Below are 21575 nucleotides of genomic sequence, written 5' to 3'. Positions count from 1 at the left end.
GAAGAGCTTGCCGTTCTTATGCGCAATTAACGATCCACTCGAGTAACGGTGAAACCTGAGGCGAGTGATCGCACACGATTCATCGCCGCTTCAGGCGAAGGACAGTTCGAGTCATACTGCATGCGATAGTGGAATTCGTAGAATCCGCCCACAGTCGCTTTGAAATTGGTCTCCCAATAATTGCTCAATGCCCACACATAGAGATGTCTCGGTTCATCACCCGTCTGCTGGGTATGGACAATCCGCTTGTCATGTGCAAGGGAGCCTAACTGAATCAACGGTGTATCCGGCGTCGCTATGAGCAGTGCCTCCTGATGGCCGTTCTCTTGATTCGTAAGACTGAGGCCCTCCTGAATGCAATAGTAATCGAGACACGTGCCAGGCAGTTGATCTACACCCGGTCGAATTGGCGCACCAGCTTTATCGAGCCAGAGCGTCTCGTGGTCTTTCACACCCAGCGTAAACGGCACCGAGATGTAGAGATTCTCCGGATTCCATACGCTGTCCTTATGCAAGCGAACGGATACGTCCACACGATTCGAATCGGCATACACCTTCAGATGGACCGAATAATAAGTCATGCCAGCGACTTCATAATGCAGTTCAACCGTTGCGAACAATGGCCCTTTGTTGCCTTCCTTCATTTGCACGATTCGTCCAATAGAGCGCTGTACATTCAAGCCTTTACGATTACGGCCCATCTGCCTGCGAACTGCGCACTGGCTTCCCCCATCCCTCGCATCCGCTGCCGGAGTCACCTCATAGATCGGCGTAAACGCATGATGATCACGATCTGCCCGCAGCAGGTCTTCTCCCGTTTCCTTGTTCAACCAGCTTACGATCCCCTCATCGTTCCAGCTGATCCGCACATAATCCGATTCAATCGCATGCCGACTGACCTTAATGCCTTGCTGATCGCCGCCACCTGGATAGATGTCTGCGATATCATAGACTTGATCGGCACCAATCAACTGCACATTGTTCGTTGTTCTCGGTTCAACATGCTTCACGGGCTGCAGATAGAATTCTTGGCTTGCCATTGAATCCAATGCTACATTCACCGTATAGCTCTGATATCCGCTCTTCTGGTGAGGAATGACACTCCCCGTAGCCGCATCTATCACTTCCAGCCCATCCTTGAATCGAACGACTTCGTACCCCTCCAGGTTTAATTCAACGAGTTCACTTGAAGGCGTGGTATTTGTATTCAACACCCGATATCGGAAAGGACGATTTGGATACAAAAGTGCTTCGCCCTGGTTGTGAAGGAGCTTATCCCACGCACGATATGCGAGTGTGCTTGCGTTAGATGCGTAGGCTTCCTTCCGAATGCCAAGCCGCATGACCTGCGAATGCCATGGTTCATAGATCGAAGAATGGAAGCCCCACGTATGTTCCGCATACATGACCAAAGGCTGCTCAATCGCCGCAATTTCTTGAGCCGAAATGACTTCGTTGCTAGGGTCCATCTGCCGAATTTTCCGTAGCGTCCGCTGCGCATCCCGGAACATCTGCGTGTGAAGCGCTGTGGAATTCACACCGTCCGACCACCAATCCGGCCAATCGCCGCGATACACCGGAATATCGATATCGGATTGTTTGACGATCTCGAAGAAATGGCTTAATGTCGTCATTTCGATTTGAACAGAATCGCCATGCTTCGCATTCCACTCATGGATGAACGCCATTAATTGACCGTTCGGAGCTCCATTATCTGTCGCAAGACCCGAGATCATAACAGGGACGAAATCAGCCGGGTACGCTTCCGTTTCCAGCTGCGCCAAATACCGCTGAATCCGTATCTCCGCAATTTCCATCTGATTATCAACGATCGCAGGCGTCACGAGCTCATCCCGAATCATATAACTGCCGACCGCGTCCGGACAGAGGGCGAGCTCATTGCCGAGCATATAATGATCCCCATTCCAGACGAGCAGCTTGTCCCCGCGGGATGTCTCCCACCAGAATGGGGTCTGCTTGCGGCCTAACGGGAACATCCCGTGATGCGTATGCACGCAAGAAAATAAATGCTGTATTCCCGAATCGATCAAACTTTGCGCGTAACCCCAGCTATAACCATTGATATCTGCTGTCATCGCAGAATCCACGTTATGTCCGATACTGCGCCCGTACGTAACCGCCTTGCTAAGAATGCTCCGTAGAAGATGTTCATCCGGCAATTCGGTCATATTCAAATAGGTCCCAGATAGCTCGATATCCCCATTGCGTACTGCTTCTGCAAAATCGGATTGCTCCTGCGGTGTCGCCTGTTCCAAAAATCGTTCCACAGCCCAGAAGGTCTCGCAGCACCATTTGAATCCCTGCCAGGTCGGTTGTCTGCCAGACGATGCATCGCTAAGAATCTGCAAAGCCTGACGAATAAACCCGACATGATACTGCTCGATTTTTTCTTGACGGTCTGTATAACCAATATCGGTATGGGAGTGATGAATCACATAAATTTTCCAAGGTTTCTTCAATGAGATCAATCTCCTTTGTTCTTAGGTAATGCCCTCATTGTAGCGACGATGCGAATGGATGTATTTATGAGAACAAGTCATTTTTTTATAATTTGGAGACATCCCTCGGATCTGGATTTAGATAATAATAGTTCATCATCATATAATCTAAATAGACATTACCCTGATCCTCTGCATCGAATTTGTATTCGATCGTATTGCTTCTACCGGTTATACGTAACTCTATTCCCTGCAAAAGGAACGTTCAAATTGATCCTATGTTGAAAGGAATGACAGACGATGAAAAAGGAACAAACCAAGGCCGCCATCACGGAACTTTTTTGCAAAAAAGTACATAACGACCAGAAAATCCAGCATGCATCTCTAATGGTGCACTCCGATCGGCTCGGCATTCACATGAATTTGGCGGAAGGGCGTGCCGAACATCACACGATCCATCCTGAGCAGCCTTTCTACATCGCAAGTATCAGTAAATTGTTCACGTCCGTACTTATTGGGATGCTGGTAGAAAAAGGGCAGCTCTCCTATGAAGACCCCATCTCACGGTATCTGGACCAAGATCTGCTGCATCAGCTGCACTTCTATAAAGGCAAGGATTATACGAGTGAGATCCAAATCAGGCATTTATTGAATCATACGTCAGGGCTTCATTGCTTTTTCGAGGATCAACCGAAGCAGGGGAAATCGATGATTGATATGATTGTCGATGAACCAGAGCGAACATGGACGCCACAGGAAGCTCTGCTGTGGGCCAAAGCCCATCTACACGGACATTTCCCGCCGGGCAAAGGATTTCATTACTCAGATACGGGCTATCATCTCTTGGGGCTCATCATTGAGAAAGTTACCAGCCTACCTTATCACGATGTTCTGCATATTTATATTTTCGCGCCACTCAGCATGTATGACTCCTATGTTGCACCCGGTAAACCGATGCGCCAAAGTGAATATCCATTAGCGCGTTTATTCGTTCGACACATCGATGTGACGGATTATAACAGTATTAGCTTCATGTACGCCGGTGGCGGGATTGTATCGACCACAGAAGACCTGCTGCGATTTATGCAAGCTCTTGTGGGCCATGAGCTGGTTAGCGTACAGACGATAGACACGATGATGAGGGATTGGGCGAGATTCTTTCCAGGGATTGATTACGGCTATGGAGTGATGCGTTTTCGAGCCATCCCGATCCTCATGCCGGCCAAATACCATGCCTGGGGCAATGCAGGCTCAACAGGGTCCTTCATGTTCTACCATCCCGCTACTGACGCATATCTGATCGGCAGCATGAATCAGTTCCGATACCATCAGAAAGGTATAAGGCTTATGATGCAGACGATCGATAAGCTGCTGAAATGCGATGCCTGAACGGAGCTATCAGAGCCCCTTCTCATCAGAAAGAGCTCCGCGTATCGCAGAGCTCTCGATGTTTATCTAGACTTTCCACTCGACAAACTCGTCCGGATGGGATCGAATATACGAGCTAATGCTACCTAGGCTCTATGCAGAAGGACGCTGCAGCTGCTGCAAGATAATAAGCCAATCCCGTCTGCTGATCTTCTAACATTTGAAGATGGAAATCATCCGTTAAGAAAAACTGGGTCTGCGCAGCAAAATCAGTCGGCGTTATCGTATGCCCGTGTGCGTTCAGAAAATCAAGATGACTGCCTATTCGCAGCCGTATCTTCTCATCGTGATGCTTCACGCCATTCCTTAGCGATTCCGCCATTCCCGCCATAAACGTCATCGCTTCCTTGGCTTGTTCATTCATCTCCGGCACATCGATCGGACCCGCTTCATGAAGATCATAATCATAGGCTTGCTTCAAGTGCTGCCGCTGCGCATCCAGCGCCTCTCTCCAGGCTTCGTCGCTCTCAAACCCCCGGAATAATTCTTCCACATCCGTTCGTGTCCCATCCTTAGATTTACGAAGGGTCTGAAGAATACGTTCCAGCCTTTGCTGACGTGCCTCAAGCAGCTTCTCCTGCTCAGCCAGAATTTGAATACGATCGGGTTCGCCTTCAAGCAATTGTTTGATTTGTTCGATCGAGAACTCCAATTCACGATAGAACAATATTTGCTGCAGACGCTCCAGCGCTTTGGTTCCATATAACCGGTACCCCGCATCGCTGATCTCTATTGGGATGAGCAGGCCCATTTTATGATAGTGATGTAAGGTTTTGATCGTTACATTGGACATTTTCGATACTTCGTTGACCGTATAATGCATGTAAATGCACCTCCTTTGCTCAGTGTAAGGTCTCCCCTTAGGTAAGAGTCAAGTCATGAAATTCTCAGTTAAAAAAGCACCCATTCATCCCGAATGGGTGCCTTGCTTCCTTAAATTCCCGTTTACTTCACAATCAACTTCGCGATAGCCGCCAAATCCGCGATATCAATCTTACCATCGCCGTTGAGATCGCAAGCCTTAATCGCCGCCCTGTTTGGATCTTGGCTGGTCCGGCCATAATTTGCCGCCGCGATGGCCAAATCGCCGATGCTGACCTTACCGTCACCGTTAACATCGCCAGATTACCCGGTGTAACGACAGTCACTTGAATCGACAGCGATGCGGCCCTAATGCTTGCTTCCGCGCCTTGATCGTCTGCGACAAGCGCATTCGATACGGCAATCGTTTCCGTTATCGGCGCCGTCACATTCTCGGCCCGGCTTCAATACGTTCGCTTTATCGCGAACCCCATGCGCTGCCCGTTGAAGTTCTGCAGACCAACCCGTTAGCGCTTTCAAAAGAGAAGAAAGGTTTTCCCGGGTAATACTTCTGAAAAGAGATTTCGGGCCCGTGCTTCCGCATGGATTCATGATAATGGGGGATTTTAAAGGAAGGCAAGTAACCAGCAACATAATTTGAGAGATAGACACACGAAAAAAAGACCCTGTCCGGAATGGACAAGGCCAATTAAAATATATATCATTCCACATTTATTCTCTTAATACGATGCATAACGAATGGCATTGCTCAAGCTTGTCCAGATATCGTCGGTCTCCGCTCCTATATACCAAAACGCAAAACCCGCTACCCCTCGCTTGGCTGCCATCATCGTTTTTAGTCCTAGGGAACGTCCGTCTTCCACCCAGATCCGGTGCCCGCTCCCTTGGCGGATGTAACTGAGGACATACTGCCCTAGGTCCGAATCCCATGAGCGGTTATAGGCTACGGAGCGAATGCGATAACCCTGCTGAATCAAAGAGAGCTCTTCGGACGACGCCCCGCCCGGCTGAAGCGTCCAATCCCTCGTATAAAACGGAAGCGCCAGAATAGTTTTGGAAGCCGGAACGACGGAAAGTAGCTGATTTAAGGCCGATTGAACCCAAGGGAACGAGGATACAGAACCCGCCACGGGATCGCCGGCCCAATGCTCGTCATACCCCATCAATACCACATAATCCGCATATCTTCCAAGCGCTTCATAGTCAAAGGCTTCGGTCCAATCTGTACCCAGGTCCGGGGAAACATCAATAGTCAGCACCGCCCCTGCCTTCCGCAGGCTCGTTCCAAGTTCGGAAATGAATGCCGTTAGCGACAGCCTGTCCTCTGGACTTACGTTCTCGAAGTCCACGTTAATTCCGGATAATCCGTATGTCTTCACATAACCGGCAAGTTTCTGAATGACAGCAGCCCGCTTTTTTTCATCCGACAGGATCTGATGCGTCAATGCTGGATCCGAATGATTTCCGAGCATAGCCCATACCTTTTTGTTGTTCTGCTTGGCCCAGCTAGAGAGGCTGGCATCTGCATAGTTCGAAACAGGGTTTGATGCATTTTCCAGGAAGAACCACCTTGGTACCAACGTATTTACGTTGCTGTTCTTCACCTGCTCCTTAAACTGGGATGTCGTTAATCCGTTTTGCCAGCCCAGCTGGATGCCTTCATTCGGCTTCTTGTGGATCGCATTGTACCAAACCTTGTCCTTCAGAACCCTGGCGAGTACCGCAGCCGTTTCCTCGCGACTCATGGCATCCGCCGGACGGAACTTCCCGTTTGCTCCATCCATAAGGCCAAGCGTATGCGCGGCTTGTACATAAGGAGCTGCCCAAGGTGCGATTTGATCCGCATCTGTATATGATAGACTGCTACCGGAATCGTTACCGGGATCAACCTTCAGCGCCCTGACGATCAGTACGGCGGCTTCCTGTCTCGTAATTCGAGCCGACGGCTCGAACGTACGCTTGCTTTTTCCCTCTGCGACACCGAGTTGAACAGCAGCTTCAATCCAGCCGTAATACCAGCTTTTCGCAGCAACGTCGCTAAACGTCGGCATATCGGCAGCTACAGGCGCAAGCTTAAGCAAACGGTCGGTCATGGCCACAAATTCGGCGCGTGTCACGTTTTTTTTCGGTTCAAATTTCCGGTTGCCCGTGCCGTTTACGACACCTTCCTTGATAAGTTCTATAATTTCGTTCTTGGCAAAACTGCCGGCAATATCGTCAAACGGCAAAGAGGTAGACGCAGCCGCTGCCGGTGCGTTGGTAAAAGCGCCGAACGCCATGGCCGCCGCCATCCATACAGCTAAAATTTTGTTACGTATCTTCAAAACAAATGCCTCGCTTTTTGATTTTCATAGAATAGATTCATAACCCATAACTTCTATCCTATCAAAAAGGGCACGGAAGGTGGACGACCAAATCATGGAATGATGAGCGTAATGATGGATGGGGAGCAATAAGTCGCTAGGTTGGGCTGATTTCACCCTTGGGGATCTTCGTTATACCGGAGCAGCTGGGGTTATCAGCGGAAAGCATGCCGTGGCTTACTGTCCCCGATGGCATTGGTGAATTGATCGGAGGGCTGGTGACGTTTATGCTCGCCTCCAGCCTCCCTCCTCGCTTCATGTTATTGATGATATTCACACTCTGAAATGATCTGCTCTCCATTTCGTGATCGCACTCTTGATCGCGTCCGGCTGCATCCCCGTCTCCGCCGCTTTCGAGCATAGCGCTGGAAACTCCTCATCCGCTGCGAACCGAAGCGCGATGATCTGCTTCATGGTCAGAGTTGGATCTATTGGCTTCCCGGTTAGGCGATAGTACCGGAAATTCTCCTCTTGACGAATGATCCGGTCCTGAATCTTGGTACTGTAAATCCGCAGCAGCACAGTAAGCAGCAAGATCGCAATCGCCATACCCAAGAGCAGGACAGATGCGTAGCTGAATGCCTCTTGAATCGCATAAACGATGGACGCGATCAGCACAATTAGCACAATCAGGCTCAGCGCAAAATGATACATCGGGTCCACTTTCTTATGGTTTTGATAGGTTTGTTGACTCGGTTGACTCATCAATAAATCTCCTCCATTTCAATAGTTAAGACTTTAGCATTTGGCTCAACAAATATCTTGCTAGTAATTTCATTCGAGCAAGGCGTTCAGGTTCCTGCTGCTAGACTCTGGATTCTGTGATAAATCTTCTATTCATTCATCCATGATCCGTTCGTTACTACCGCTAACATATCCGTGAATGCTAACGCACAATCTTCCTCATCAGATGGGTTTACCGATCCCAGATATTTTATAAATAAGGGTTGCACATTTAATTGTGTATACTATATACTGATTACATAATACACAGTTAAGTGAAGGGAGCACGACCATGCGAAAATATGCGATTGAAGTAAAAGGACTTCGCAAGACGTTTGGCAGCCAAACGGTACTGAATGGGCTCGACCTAACGGTCTCAACTGGAACGATCTATGCATTGCTTGGGCCTAATGGAGCCGGCAAAACAACGCTAATCAACATTCTGTCGACCCTGGTTGCACCAGATGAAGGTTCTGTGCGTGTTGCGGGATATGACGTGGAGAAGGAGAAGGACGGCGTCAAACGTTCCATTAGCTTGACCGGACAATTTGCTGCCGTCGACGATATCCTGACAGCGGAGGAGAATCTCCGCATGATCTGTCGGCTCTCGGGTCTATCGAAGGAACAATCCCAAGTTCGAAGCCAGCAGCTGCTCCAGCAGTTTGATCTTACACCATCAGCACACAAACGCGTCAAGACCTTCTCCGGCGGGATGCGACGGCGTCTGGACCTCGCCATTAGTCTCGTAACCAGCCGATCCATTGTATTCCTCGATGAGCCAACGACAGGTCTCGATACGATCAGTCGACGCGCCTTGTGGGATATCATTCTTGGGCTGCGAGACCAAGGCATCACGATCTTCCTCACCACGCAATATTTAGAGGAGGCCGATCAACTAGCCGATACAATTGCCGTTATCAATGACGGACGCGTTGTTGCATCCGGAACCCCGGCAGAGCTTAAATCCCGCATCGGTGGCGAAGTCATTGAATTGAGCGACTCGAAGGATCAAGTCATTCGCACCATCCCTACGTATGGCAATATTCACGATGTCAGTCGAACACTACAGGAGTTATCGCACACACTGCCGAAGGACACCCAAATGAGCATTCGCAAACCAAGCATGGATGATGTATTCCTCGCTTTAACGACGAAGCAAGAAATGAAAGGAGCCATCTCATGATCACATCTCAACCTACAGTCAAATCCGCCTCTTTATGGGTAACCAACAGCGTCTTCATTGGACGGAGTCTTCGCCACAGTATTCGTAATACTGAAGCATTAATTATGGCCATCATGCTCCCTGTGATGCTCATGCTGCTGTTCACCTTCGTCTTCGGCGGCGCAATAGATACGAGTGGTAATTATGTGAACTACGTTGTACCTGGTATTATCCTGCTCTGTGCAGGCTTTGGATCATCCAGCACGGGGGTCGATGTCTCCAATGATATGACGAATGGTATCATTGAACGCTTCCGTACGATGCCGATTCAAGCGATTAGCGTCATTACCGGCCATGTGGTCGCAAGCCTTGTTCGCAATCTGCTCGCCACAGGTGTCGTGATCGCCGTCGCATTGCTCGTCGGGTTCCGTCCCTCTGCGAACGTATTGGAATGGCTTGGCGCATTAGGCGTCATCTTCTTGTTCATCCTTACTTTTACGTGGTTATTCGCTGCAATCGGCATCATCGCCGGCAGCCCTTCCGCTGCATCCGGGTATGGGTTCATCCTGCTGTTCCTACCCTATCTCTCCAGCGCCTTCGTTCCAACCGATACGATGCCTTCATGGCTGCAAGGGATTGCCGATCATCAGCCGATTACACCTGTTATTGAGACCATTCGCGGGCTACTCACCGGTACACCGCTGCAGCAGCAAGGTTGGATTGCGATCTGTTGGTGTGTAGGGATTCTACTCATCGCATTTCTATGGAGCATTCTGGCTTTTCGCAAACGGGCAGGTCGAAGATAGGTTCGTATCTCGTCCATAACCAAAAAAGAACAGCGGTTCGATCTGCATCGAATCGCTGTTCTTTATTCTTATTAAGGAAATGAACTATTTAGAATCCGGTTGGATCGACTTTTTGGATTCCAAATAATGCTCAATGCTATCCAGAATGCGTTCCAATCCAAACTCGAAATCGTCCCCGACATTGTTGTCCTGCTCATTTTCTCCCGTATATGCACCCGATGCAATGACAGGGTAGAGGTCCGGATACTGCTCCGGCTTGACTAACTGTTGCAGCGCTTCGCCATAATTCACACCACTGAACTTCTCTGGTGTGGATCCCGCTTCAATCGCTCGGTCCATATCACGAAGCAGCATGCCGCCTGATCTCGAATAGCTGCTCAAGAGGAGGATGAACGACATTTTCTCGAACTGATTTAACGGCAAATGACGCATCGATCTTAGCGCCCAGTCGATCACCTTAAGATTATAAGGTGCGAGTGGAATGCCCATGATGGGAATATCAACGTACCACGGGTGGTCACGAAATACTTGAATACAAGCCCTGACATAGGCCCGTAAATTCTCACGCCAATCCGGCGACTCATCCTCCACATCCGGAATAGGGATATGACATACAGCATCCTGCATCAGATACAACAGGTCATCCTTACTCGATACATAACGATAGAGTGACATGGTCGTAAAACCAAGCGATCCAGCTAGACGACTCATCGATAAAGCTGCGAGTCCGTCTTTGTCAGCAATGGCAATCGCTGCCTCGACGATTTTCGGGATACTCAATTCGCCTTTTGGTCCTCTTGTAGGCGGTTTATTCAATCCCCAGCTGAGCTTCGCTCCGTTGGGCAGATCTTTTAATACATCTTTATCTTCGGGTCGATTGTCATGCATGTACGATAGGGCCCCCATTCAAAACCAAAAAAGTGTTTATTATATACACAGTATACCATCATTTGGACGGGATATCGAACGCGATTCCTTTATCCATGTGATGTCTTACCGTTTCACGGCCGAGATAATCAGGAACATTGGTCGGCGCAATTCATCCCGCATCCCTTCATATTTGTCTAGCAGTTCTACCGCAGGCTGCGGTTCACAGAGTTCCGTGATCATGAATCCAGCGCGAATAAGCGAGTTCAGATATGTGGCAACGGTTCGATGGTATTTTACAACCTCTGTCTCCAAGAAATTCGCATACCGTGGGCCTTCGCTCTGGTAAACGTCAACAGGCCAGTGCAGGCGTTCGCCCTCTGAACCAACATGCCAATCCTGTGCAGCACGCGCCGTAAAAATCGGATGTTCAAACGATAGAATAAAAGTCCCTCCAGGTACGAGACAATGGTGAATTTTCCGGCAGACATCTTCAAGATCCTCGATATAATGAAGCGCAAGCGAGCTGATCACCACGTCGAATTCCCCTTCAGCGAAATCGATATCTTCCATCGCGATCCGGCGATATTCAATGTCGGAATCCTCTGACAGTTCTCTTGCACGCGCTAACATATTCTCCGAGAGATCCACGCCTACCACGGACCGTGCCCCTTGCTCGCGCGCATAGCGGCAATGCCATCCGAAGCCGCAGCCAAGGTCTAACACCCTTTTATCCTGAAAATCGGGGAGCATCGCTCGTAATGCAGGCCACTCCCCGGCCTCTTTTAGCCCACCCGTGGAGCGCGGCATCTGACTGTATTTTTCGAAAAACCCTTGATCATCGTATTTATTCTGTTTCATGTCATAGGACTCCTTACTTCTCGTGTTATGTATTCCATGCCATAGATCATGGTCTATTCCTATTTCGATTATACATGGTTCGGAGCGGAAAACGTCGTGATCCAAGTACACGTTGGATTGTGGATGAGATTTGCCAGGTGATCTTGAAGAACTGGCGGCAGTACGTTATGTTGTTTGATATTTTCGGTGAAAACGACCGATGTCACATGCACGTCTAACTCTTCATCAAGTTCTCTTCGCAGCGCATTTTGTGCGCCTTCACCAAGCTCGATACCGCCGCCAGGCAGGAAAGCATGTGCTCCCTTCATCCGTGCAATTAATAGTTTGTTCTCATGAACGATGACTGCTCGAGCAATATGACGAAACTGGATCTCCATACGACCCACCTCCAACTTTTTCCTGATAGATCTAACAAATTTATATCATATCAAATGGATATAGACTTTGGGAAAATCCTTGCATTCTATCGATGCAGTGATGTCGAATCACGCTAACCAAATGAAAGTACATTGCTTTTGTTAATTTAATATGATATTGTTATTTTATATCAGCTTAGATTTTCACGGTTAGTGCAGTCTTAAATGGGTATTCTAGAAAATGATTTGGGAAACATAACCTGAGGAGGTAATAAGTAATGTCCAAATTAAACATCGGAATTATTCTAGGTAGCACACGTCAAGGTCGATTAAGCCCACAAGTTGGTGAATGGATTAAGAAAATTGCAGATGGACGCGGAGATGCGAATTATGAGATCGTAGATATCGCAGACTTTAAACTGCCACTACTCGGAGAAGTAGATGCAACCGAACAAGCAACAGCTTGGAATGAGAAGCTATTCACGTTAGACGGCTTCGTATTTATCGTTCAGGAATATAACCACAGTATTACAGGCGCACTTAAGAACGCACTCGATTATGCGCGTGAAGCGTGGAACAATAAAGCCGCAGGGATCGTTAGTTACGGTTCTGTAGGCGGTGCTCGTGCAGCTGAGCATTTGCGCGGCATCCTCGGCGAATTGTCTGTCGCAGACGTTCGCGTTCACCCAGCCTTATCCCTGTTCACAGATTTCGAGAGTGGATCTGTCTTCAAACCAGCTGACCTGCATTTAACAAATGTCAATGCCATGCTCGATCAAGTTCTTGCATGGAGCGGTGCATTGAAGACTTTGCGATAAGATATAGGACTGCCCCTGCCCTTGCAAATCAAGGGCAGGGGCCTTTTTGTTTTTTTATAGGATGAACCGTGAACCGTGACACGTAATACCGCAATCGAAAAGAAATCTCCACCCGTGCCATATGCTAGGATAATGGAAAAAGGAGGAGTTGTCATGTTATTAGCCAATAAAACGGCCGTCATCTATGGAGGCGGTGGAGCGATTGGTAGCGCGGTTGCCCGTGCTTTCGCCCGCGAAGGGGCAGCTGTATTTCTCGCTGGTCGAACTCTATCCAAACTAGACAGCGTTGCGAGCGATATCGCTGCTGCAGGAGGAACCGTAGAAATCGCACAGGTTGATGCGCTTGATGAGCGGTCCGTCGAGAATCATGCAAATGAAGTAGCTGCGAAGGCAGGCAGTATTGATATCTGCCTGAACGCTGTTGGGATTGATCACATTCAAGGCACGCCTGTTATGGAGTTGTCTCTTGATGACTACGAATACCCAGTTCAAGTCTACACACGGACTCACTTCATCACCTCCAGAGCTGTAGCTCGGCATATGGCGAAGAACGGTACAGGTGTCATACTCATGCTTACAACGCCTGCGGCGCGTATGCCGGGTCCCGGATTTATGGGACACAGCGTCGCTTGTGCAGGAATCGAAGCCATGACCCGTCATTTGGCAGGGGAACTCGGTTCCTACGGGATCCGGGTTAACTGTATACGTCCTCACATGATCCCCGAAGCGGAGGCCATCGGCTCCCATAGTCAAGATGTCTTCCGCCGTGTCGCAGATCGGGCCGGCATCACCACGGCGCAAATGCTGGAGGGGGCAGCAGCAGGTACACTGCTGAAACGTCTCCCGACCTTGTCTGAAGTTGCGAACACCGCAGTCTTCCTTGCTTCCGATCATGCTGCTTCCATGACAGGCACCGTGATAAATCTCAATAGCGGCGTGATGTTGGATTAATATACATAAAAGGACGTAGACACATCATGTGTTCACGTCCTTTTTGCAGTCCATTGATCATTGAGCCTTAACAATTTCCATTCCATATTTACTAAAAAAATCAGCTTGCCACTCCACATACAACGCCGTTTCTTGATGAGTTAAGGTAGATCGTAGATCACTTGCATCGACTAACTTTACCTCGCTAATCTCCTGATCGCATGGTTCTAGTTCGTCGGGATGCCCGATAAATTCAACAAGGAACATCGTCGTCTCTTGCCGCTCATACCCTGTTTTCTTCTTCAAATATTCACCGAAAGTAAACTCGATCTTCTCAGGAAGCTCCTCTCGAATCACATACTTGTCCGAACCTGTCTCCTCGAACAATTCACGTAACACTGCGTCTTCCAAGCTCACATCGCAATCTTCGACACCGCCTTTCGGCACATCCCAGACATCTGTATGATTCTCGTTCGTATTCAATACTTTATGAACTAAGATCACCTTATCCCCGTGATATGCGATAGCTCCAACAGCTTTCCGTACTGTTTGGTAATGTGAAGTATCTCCATGCAACGCAATGGTACACCCAGCATCTGCAAACACAACTTTGTTTAATGCCGTAGGATGAATGATAGGCGGAGACCATAACTTATCCAACGTATCGCCTCTCAAATAAGCCATAATTACTTTCAAAGCAATTGCGTGTGTAACGATGAGAATATTGCCGCCTTGATGCCTTGATACAATCTCTTCTAGAGCAGGTATGATTCTTTCTTGTAACTGTACGAAAGACTCTCCTTCGTTCATAGGTGTAAATGAATGAGGCATATTCCAAAACGAATGATACGCACCAAAATGAGCATTCTCAAGATCAATCCGCTTCTGCCCTTCCCATAAGCCCAAATGAATCTCTCTCAGCTGATCACAGCCTATAATATCTAATTCGCGTTGCCCTCGAATAATCTCAGCTGTACGGTATGCTCTTGTACTTGAGCTTGAATATATGGCATCAAAATGTACGTCCTCGAGAGACTTCCCTAACCAGCTTGCTTGCCGTTTTCCTAATTCCGTTAAAGGTGAGTCCTGATGACCTTGTAGTCTGCCCTCGACATTCCACTCCGTTTCACCATGCCTGGTTAGATATAAAGTAGTCTCCAATACAAAGCCCCCCCTTTTTTTCATAAAAGCACTTGTTGCCTGTTAACCAATGACTTCGCTAGAAATACGATAAAATCCTTTCACATTTAACTATCGAGTCTTTCGTTGTAAGTATCGTAATTCCACCCACGATATGAGCTTGATCCCTTCGCTCTTCAGAAAACACTTCATCTCGGGGTCCATACTCCATTTCAGGTGTACCCCCTCGAAGCATCGGAGGAGGTACTGCCTGACAATAGGTTCTTAGGAATGCTTCCGTACGCTCAGCCGCTTGCTGAACACAGGATAGATTAAGGTAGACGCAAGCGCTACCACCGTCATTAATGCGCCTGCCATATTCAGCGTCATCATCATGTACACGAGATAGAAGATCGGGGTGATTAACACCAATCCCGGTACCGCGAATAACGCTGCAAGCCACTTCCATCGTCCTTCACTGCACCGAAAAGAAATATTTATCCCGATGAGACTGAACACGAAAGGCCAGAACATGAGATAGCTGCCGCCCGGCAGCATGAATGCCGTCGCCACGCCAAACAGTAACCACAAGAACAAAATACTCGCCCATACATTCTCCGTACGGACATAACGCGAGAACCAGCGATACAAACCAATGGTGATCAATGCCGTTACCGCGAGCAACCCGATCAGATAATACACACTAATATCAGATTTCGTCAGAATATCCATATATCGATCTCTCGACAAATTCGACGGGATGAAACGCCATAGCAAAGGAATGACCCCATAAACGAAGCCCAGACTGCCTATTGGAATCAGGATACCGCCGACCATCCCCCGAAGTGTTAATCGATGTTGTCGGAACCCGTGCCATAAAGTGAATACATACAGTAAGACACCAAGCGCAATGAATCCAATAGCCCAAGACTGAGGATAGCTGACCATATGCCAGCCGAACACATTAAAATAAACCCGATCCTCTTGCCGCACATTGCTTAAATCAAGCTGACCGAAGTGACGGGATAAGTTCAACATGTATTCGCCATGATGCTGAAGGCTGCTACGATCCAAGTTCTCGGGCGTATCCGTAGGACGATGGTACGCATCCAACCCCATCCCGAAAGCAAAGTTCATGCCAGGCAATCCACCCTGCTTAAATACCGTAAGGTCGGTGTCGTTGGGCATTAGCTTATATACGTTATATATGAGCGAATACGCAATAGGCTGCGGTGCAGCTTTCATGAATTCTTGGATGATCCACCCGTTCTGTTCACTCGTCTCGAACATAAAGACCGGGCCTTTATTTCCCCTTGCCTCAAAATTGAGTACTAAACCGACATCTTGAACCCATGGATGATCCTGAATAAATGCTTTGGCCCCGAGCAGCCCCATTTCCTCCCCATCCGTCATGAGCAGAATGAGGTCATTCTTTAAAGGTTGCCCTGCTTGAATCGCTCGGACCGTCTCCAGCATCGCCGCAATCCCGGCGCCGTCGTCTGCTGCTCCAGGACCCTCAGGTACCGAATCGTAATGCGCAGCAATCATTAATGCCTTGCTGGAATTCGTACCCGGTATGCGCGTAACGATATTCTCAATGTTCCCCGATAAATCCGTGGCTATATCCGAACTCACCGTAGCCTTTTGTATTTCAGGTTGGTATCCCAACTGACGAAGCTCAGAAATCAGATAATCTCGAACCTCCGTATGACTGGCGCTTCCGATTGGATGCGCATTCTTCGCGATTACCTTCAACTTCTCAAGGGCCCGCTCCGCCGAGAATTGATCTGCAGGCGCATCGTTCCCAACCGGCATCGGCGCCTGAATTTGCAGCATGCCGACAAATATCGAAGCGGCGATCAACACGAAGACACTTATACGCCTGAACCATGTAACCCATCGAATATGGGTCTGCTGTGAAATCACTGGAGAGATTAGTTGATTCGAATTCACACAACGTCCTCCTCATGTAAATAATGGAAAATATTTCAACGATTTTATCATAGCATGAATTTAACATCTATAGCGTGAATTTCAGCGTTAGACAAGTGAAAAGGACAGGTTCTGTCGTTCACGTCCTTTTTGTAATTCATTGATCCTAACGAACCCAGACACTCTTATTTGACCTAAAAATAGCGTTTTTCACATGTAACGAATCTCATTAACGCTATTTAACGTATAAGGCGGCAATTTTGCCAAAAACCAACGTCATAACGCTGGTACGGTTCGTTAGCGTGGAGGAAGCGACATTTTCGCAGGAATAAGAACAAAAAAGGACTCAAGCACATCACTGCGCTCAAGCCCCTTTTTAAACCTAACCAATTCAACGGATCTCTACGATTACTTCATTCCTACCCCGCCCAGACTCGCACCTTTCACGAACAATCGCTTGATATGCTCCTCTACCCTAGGGTCTGGAATCAACGGTGGTGCTTGATGCGGCTTCGAACGTGCGTCAATGATGACATTATCGCATCCCCAATGCTTGAACTCATTGAAGCTGTTCACCCCGTAGATATCATGCGATGGATTGCTGCGCGTGAAGGTAACCCAGAGGAAATTATCCAACTCCGCACTCAAATAATCACTGTCATCACAGAAGATGATCATCGGACAAGTCGTCAGCGGCCCTCTGGAACGGATCGCATCACAGAGCTCATTGATTTGCTGTTCCGCTTTCTTGTAACTCGTAAACTGCGGACCAGAAATTGCGACGATCCCCGGCATGACCAAGCTAACCTGCTCGAACCCTGGAAGCCCGCGCAAAAGTTCAGGAACCTCGGTGCACAGCTCTCTCTTCTTCTCACCCGCCGCAGCGAAAATGACCTTACTTCCGGCGTTCAATCCCGTTCCCGAATAGTCGAGCGTATCGATCGTCGTATTCGTCTGGAAATGAATATCCCGGTGCAGATCGATCCGCTCCAGCATATAACCTAAGAAATCCTCGATCTGATGCGTACTGACTTCCCGCTTCTCTTCGGCCGCAATGAATAAGAACTTCGCGAGACTCAGCTGTCCGGTCCCTAATATCCGATTCGCCTGTGTAAGAATCTCAGCCGGCTGCTTCACCTGCTGGTACGGCGTATACCGCTCGCTGCCTATCGCGAACAGCAACGGATGAACACCCGCCGCATCGATAGCATGTACTTCTTTTACCCCTCGAATCTCATTTTGAATCGCTCCGCCCGTCAATCGATGGATTAACTCGCCGAAGGAAGTATCCTCCTGCGGCGGACGCCCAACGACTGTGAATGGATAAATCGCATTTTCTCGCGCGTACACTTTGTGGACTTTCATCACCGGGAATGGATGGATTAAGCTGTAATACCCCAAGTGGTCACCAAAAGGTCCCTCAGGCTTTGTGTCCCCCTGATGTATTTCCCCCGTAATAACGAAATCCGCGTCCAGACTAATGCAGTAACCATCGACATACGTGTAACGGAAATGACGTCCAGACAAAAGTCCCGCAAAAGTTAACTCACTCATTCCTTCCGGTAATGGCATAATGGCGGATAGTGTATGTGCCGGCGGGCCGCCAATGAACACACTTACCTTGAGCGGTTGCCCCAGCTTATTGGCCTTGTCCTGATGGACTCCAATTCCGCGATGGATCTGGTAATGGATGCCGACTTCCTTATTCACTTCATAGTCATTGCCTGTCAACTGAACACGGTACATCCCCAGATTGGAGTTCATAATGCCCGGCTTCTCCGGATCTTCCGAATAGACCTGTGGCAGCGTCACAAAAGCCCCGCCATCGCCTTGCCAATGTTGAATCAGCGGCATATCCGAGATTTGAATCTCCTTAAACCCCGCCGGACCGCTGCTCATTTTTTTGAGCGGCAATGCTTTTCTCGCTGCAAGCCCCGTTCCAATGTATTTGAAAGGATTTTTGAGCGCCTTCACCGGATCATTACGTAGTCCAATGACGTTCTGCGTCGAATCCCATGTATCTCGGAAAATAAACTTGCTGCGCTCCATCGTACCGAACAAATTAGAAACCGCGCGAAATTTTGAACCTTTCACGTTCTCGAACAATAACGCCGGGCCGCCCGCTTCATAGACTTTCATATGTATCGCAGCCATCTCCAGGTGCGGATCAACCTCTTCAGCGATCCGAACCAAATGGCCATGTTTCTCTAGATCAATAACACATTCTTCTAAATTGCGATATCTCATAGGATGACTCCAATCTCTAGAAATATAGAAATAGATAAAACAAGTACAACTTCTATTATGTGAAAAAAGAAACGAAATCACAAGGTGCTGTCATATATTGATGAAAATGACTATCGGAGGTACGACGTTCATGCGCAATTTATACAGCCAAATCGATCAGGAAATTCAGCGACTCACCATGAACTTGATTCATGAGCAGCAGCAAGACGGGAGCTGGCATTTTTGTTTTGAGAATGGCATCCTTATCGATGCCCATCTGATCATTCTCCTTCGAACACTGAATATGCCGAGCGAAGATCTGATTAAGCGACTGCATGAACGCATTCTAGCAGAACAACAGGCTGACGGGGGGTGGAGATGGTATACCGATGAGAAGGGGGGGAACTTATCCGCCTCCGTAGATGCCTATTATGCGCTGCTCTATTCGGGGTATAGTCAAGAAAACGATGAGCCTATTGAGCGGGCTAGGCGTTATATTCAATCCAAGGGTGGACTTGAAAAAGTGACGAGCATCCTGACCATAGCTCTTCTCGCCGCGACAGGACAACGCAAATGGCCCGCATCCATTACTTCGATCCCGCTGGAAGTAATACTATTGCCCGCATCTTTTCCGATCAGTATTTATGATTTCTCGGGGTACTCCAGGGTTCATCTCGTCCCTCTGCTGATTATGGCAGATCGTAAATTTGCTATGAAGACAGCTGCTACACCTGATCTCTCAGACCTTCGTGTCGTATCTACACAGGCGGAGGAATCTTTCACAAGAGAATTTCAGGATATACTTGCGGGCATCCAGTCCGGACTAGGCCAGCTTATAGGCACCCCTCGCTCCCTGCATGAAGCCGCCACAACCAAGGCCGAGCAATTCATGATACAGCGGATTGAATCCGATGGGACCTTGTATAGCTATGCAAGCTGTACGTTACTCATGATCTTCGCCTTCCTTGCACTCGGCTATGATTCGAAGCACCCTCTGATCACCCATGCCGTTCAAGGCTTGATCGCGATGCAATGCCTCTCGCGTGGAAGAACGACGATCCAGAACTCCCCTTCCACCGTCTGGGATACAGCGCTGCTCACCTACGCCCTGCAACAAGCCGGGATGTCCGATGAACATGAGACGATTCAGCGTGCGACGAAGTACCTTTTAGCTATGCAACAGCACAAGACAGGCGATTGGCAGATTCATAATCCGAATGCGCTGCCAGGTGGATGGGGATTCTCGGAGACCAATACGATCAATCCCGATGTTGATGACAGTACGACAGCCTTACGTGCCATTCATAGCCTATCCCATCGCGATCCTACCTACCGTGACGCATGGAATCGCGGCATCCAATGGGTCATTTCCATGCAAAATAATGATGGGGGCTGGCCGGCTTTCGAGAAAAATACCGATAAAGAAATGCTCACCTGGCTCGCCATACCAGGGGCCAAATCCGCAGCCACCGATCCTTCCGAAGCGGACCTTACAGGTCGCACCCTGGAGTATCTCGGGAATTTCGCAGCGCTTGACATCAAGCACGAGTTCATCGGGCGGGGTACTCACTGGCTCATCGAGCATCAAGGACAGGACGGATCATGGTACGGCCATTGGGGAATTTGTTATATTTATGGAACGTGGGCAGCATTAACCGGGTTGACGGCTACGGGCATTTCACCGGATCATGCTGCGATACAAAAGGGAGCAAATTGGCTGCAAAGCATTCAAAATCCGGACGGGGGCTGGGGGGAATCTTGCCAGAGCGACCAGCTCCGGCATTATGTGCCTTTGGGAGCAAGCACGCCTTCGCAGACCGCTTGGGCACTCGATGCCCTTATCGCGGTTCACGCACAACCAACGCCTGCGATTGATCGAGGGATTCATCGACTAATCACATTGCTTCATGAAGACCATTGGGCAACCACCTATCCGACCGGCGCGGGCTTGCCTGACTTTTTTTACATCCATTACCACAGCTATCGAACGATTTGGCCGCTTCTTACATTAAGTCACTACCGAAGTAAATATAAGAAATGAACCATTCTCCGCACGAATCGGAAAAATCTATCGTCCTCGCCTACACTTCCATGATATAGTGTTATAAATAAATTTATAAATTTTACCAATTTTGCAAAGGAGGGGTTCCATGGACTACGTACGCGACTATGTCATGTACGCGGCTATTTTTGGCATGTTTAGTTTTAGTTGGTTCGGTTGGGCACAGGAGAAACCGCGGGCAAGCTGGCGCATCTATATTGGCATCGCTTCAGGTATCGCACTACTCGTCTGTCTATTCGGTGTATATTTAAGTGTGACGCACTGGGATGCCTTTTCCGCTCTGAACGATAAGACCGCCTTCGGTAATTATTTAATCTCCGTGTATGTAGAGTTTTTCCTTGCTGCCGTCGGAGCCGTCGCACTCATTCGATGGAAGCGTAAAGATTATGTTGCGCCTTGGATCGCTTTTATCGTCGGGATCCATTTCATTGGGCTGAAATCGGTATTCGACGATCCCAGTCTGTTCGTCCTAGCTGCCCTGCTGGTTATCGTCTCCATTGTTTCGGTATTCCTAGCTCCCAAGCTAAAGGTAGCAAACAGTGCGATTACGGGAATCGGTTCGGGTACGGTGTTGTTCGCTTTTGCAGTCATAGGATTAATTCGATACTTTTCGGTATAACGCTAACGAAAAAGAGCACCCA

The 21575-nt window shown here is 48.6% G+C and carries 18 protein-coding genes; 7 read left to right on the top strand and 11 right to left on the bottom strand.

Features of this window, described 5'->3' with window-relative positions; translation table 11 throughout:
• Window positions 1-26: 26 nt before the first annotated feature.
• Complete coding sequence (locus AC3WU2_RS14200; RefSeq protein WP_492455115.1) at window positions 27-2480, bottom strand: glycoside hydrolase family 38 N-terminal domain-containing protein; 2454 nt, start codon at window positions 2478-2480, stop codon at window positions 27-29.
• A gap of 279 nt (window positions 2481-2759) precedes the next feature.
• Here AC3WU2_RS14200 and AC3WU2_RS14195 point away from each other — a divergent pair, with 279 nt between their 5' ends.
• A complete protein-coding gene (locus AC3WU2_RS14195; protein ID WP_492455113.1) occupies window positions 2760-3848 on the top strand; it encodes a serine hydrolase domain-containing protein in 1089 nt (362 codons plus the stop codon).
• Between the two features lie 121 nt (window positions 3849-3969).
• On the opposite strand, the gene AC3WU2_RS14190 is transcribed toward AC3WU2_RS14195, so the two are convergent.
• From AC3WU2_RS14190 to AC3WU2_RS14175, 4 genes are all read right to left on the bottom strand, one after another.
• The gene (locus AC3WU2_RS14190; protein ID WP_492455111.1) at window positions 3970-4710 is read right to left on the bottom strand and encodes a MerR family transcriptional regulator; all 741 of its coding nucleotides are present in this window, start codon (window positions 4708-4710) and stop codon (window positions 3970-3972) included.
• 122 nt (window positions 4711-4832) lie between these two features.
• On the bottom strand, window positions 4833-4970 hold the full coding sequence (locus tag AC3WU2_RS14185) for a dockerin type I domain-containing protein (protein WP_492455109.1): 138 nt from the start codon (window positions 4968-4970) through the stop codon (window positions 4833-4835).
• Between the two features lie 458 nt (window positions 4971-5428).
• Window positions 5429-7033 (bottom strand): S-layer homology domain-containing protein, encoded by a 1605-nt coding sequence (locus AC3WU2_RS14180; protein WP_492455107.1) that lies wholly within the window; start codon window positions 7031-7033, stop codon window positions 5429-5431.
• Window positions 7034-7345: 312 nt separating this feature from the next.
• Window positions 7346-7777 (bottom strand): DUF6526 family protein, encoded by a 432-nt coding sequence (locus AC3WU2_RS14175; protein WP_492455105.1) that lies wholly within the window; start codon window positions 7775-7777, stop codon window positions 7346-7348.
• A gap of 310 nt (window positions 7778-8087) precedes the next feature.
• Here AC3WU2_RS14175 and AC3WU2_RS14170 point away from each other — a divergent pair, with 310 nt between their 5' ends.
• Both AC3WU2_RS14170 and AC3WU2_RS14165 read left to right on the top strand, forming a co-directional pair.
• Window positions 8088-8978, top strand: coding sequence for an ATP-binding cassette domain-containing protein (locus AC3WU2_RS14170; RefSeq protein WP_492455103.1), 891 nt, complete (start codon window positions 8088-8090; stop codon window positions 8976-8978).
• Entirely contained in the window at window positions 8975-9763 is a 789-nt protein-coding gene (locus tag AC3WU2_RS14165; RefSeq protein ID WP_492455101.1) for an ABC transporter permease, read from the top strand. The genes AC3WU2_RS14170 and AC3WU2_RS14165 overlap by 4 nt, the downstream gene beginning before the upstream one ends.
• An 84-nt stretch (window positions 9764-9847) precedes the next feature.
• Here the strand turns inward: AC3WU2_RS14165 and AC3WU2_RS14160 are convergent, their stop codons facing one another.
• The 3 genes from AC3WU2_RS14160 to AC3WU2_RS14150 all read right to left on the bottom strand — a co-directional run bounded on the left by AC3WU2_RS14160 (window position 9848) and on the right by AC3WU2_RS14150 (window position 11868).
• The gene (locus AC3WU2_RS14160) at window positions 9848-10651 is read right to left on the bottom strand and encodes a TetR/AcrR family transcriptional regulator (RefSeq protein ID WP_492455099.1); all 804 of its coding nucleotides are present in this window, start codon (window positions 10649-10651) and stop codon (window positions 9848-9850) included.
• Window positions 10652-10756: 105 nt separating this feature from the next.
• Complete coding sequence (locus tag AC3WU2_RS14155; RefSeq protein WP_492455096.1) at window positions 10757-11491, bottom strand: class I SAM-dependent methyltransferase; 735 nt, start codon at window positions 11489-11491, stop codon at window positions 10757-10759.
• A gap of 68 nt (window positions 11492-11559) precedes the next feature.
• Window positions 11560-11868 (bottom strand): NUDIX domain-containing protein, encoded by a 309-nt coding sequence (locus AC3WU2_RS14150; protein WP_492455094.1) that lies wholly within the window; start codon window positions 11866-11868, stop codon window positions 11560-11562.
• Between the two features lie 257 nt (window positions 11869-12125).
• Here AC3WU2_RS14150 and AC3WU2_RS14145 point away from each other — a divergent pair, with 257 nt between their 5' ends.
• Window positions 12126-12665, top strand: coding sequence for an NADPH-dependent FMN reductase (locus tag AC3WU2_RS14145; protein ID WP_018755923.1), 540 nt, complete (start codon window positions 12126-12128; stop codon window positions 12663-12665).
• A gap of 153 nt (window positions 12666-12818) precedes the next feature.
• Entirely contained in the window at window positions 12819-13616 is a 798-nt protein-coding gene (locus AC3WU2_RS14140) for an SDR family NAD(P)-dependent oxidoreductase (protein WP_492455092.1), read from the top strand.
• Between the two features lie 57 nt (window positions 13617-13673).
• On the opposite strand, the gene AC3WU2_RS14135 is transcribed toward AC3WU2_RS14140, so the two are convergent.
• The 3 genes from AC3WU2_RS14135 to AC3WU2_RS14125 form a co-directional block, all read right to left on the bottom strand.
• Window positions 13674-14756: a histidine phosphatase family protein gene (locus AC3WU2_RS14135; protein ID WP_492455090.1), complete on the bottom strand. Its 1083-nt coding sequence runs from the start codon at window positions 14754-14756 to the stop codon at window positions 13674-13676.
• Between the two features lie 243 nt (window positions 14757-14999).
• Window positions 15000-16667, bottom strand: coding sequence for a M20/M25/M40 family metallo-hydrolase (locus AC3WU2_RS14130; protein WP_492455088.1), 1668 nt, complete (start codon window positions 16665-16667; stop codon window positions 15000-15002).
• Between the two features lie 387 nt (window positions 16668-17054).
• Window positions 17055-18893: a UbiD family decarboxylase gene (locus AC3WU2_RS14125; RefSeq protein WP_492455086.1), complete on the bottom strand. Its 1839-nt coding sequence runs from the start codon at window positions 18891-18893 to the stop codon at window positions 17055-17057.
• A gap of 130 nt (window positions 18894-19023) precedes the next feature.
• Between AC3WU2_RS14125 and shc the strand changes: the two genes are divergently transcribed.
• Entirely contained in the window at window positions 19024-20913 is a 1890-nt protein-coding gene (gene shc / locus AC3WU2_RS14120) for a squalene--hopene cyclase (protein ID WP_492455320.1), read from the top strand.
• A gap of 109 nt (window positions 20914-21022) precedes the next feature.
• Complete coding sequence (locus tag AC3WU2_RS14115; protein ID WP_492455084.1) at window positions 21023-21553, top strand: hypothetical protein; 531 nt, start codon at window positions 21023-21025, stop codon at window positions 21551-21553.
• Window positions 21554-21575: the final 22 nt, after the last annotated feature.

The sequence above is a fragment of the Paenibacillus sp. EB106-05-06-XG162 genome (assembly GCF_058791655.1).
The sequence above is the reverse complement of the archived record's forward strand: the minus strand, read 5'-3'. Positions and strand labels throughout refer to the sequence as shown.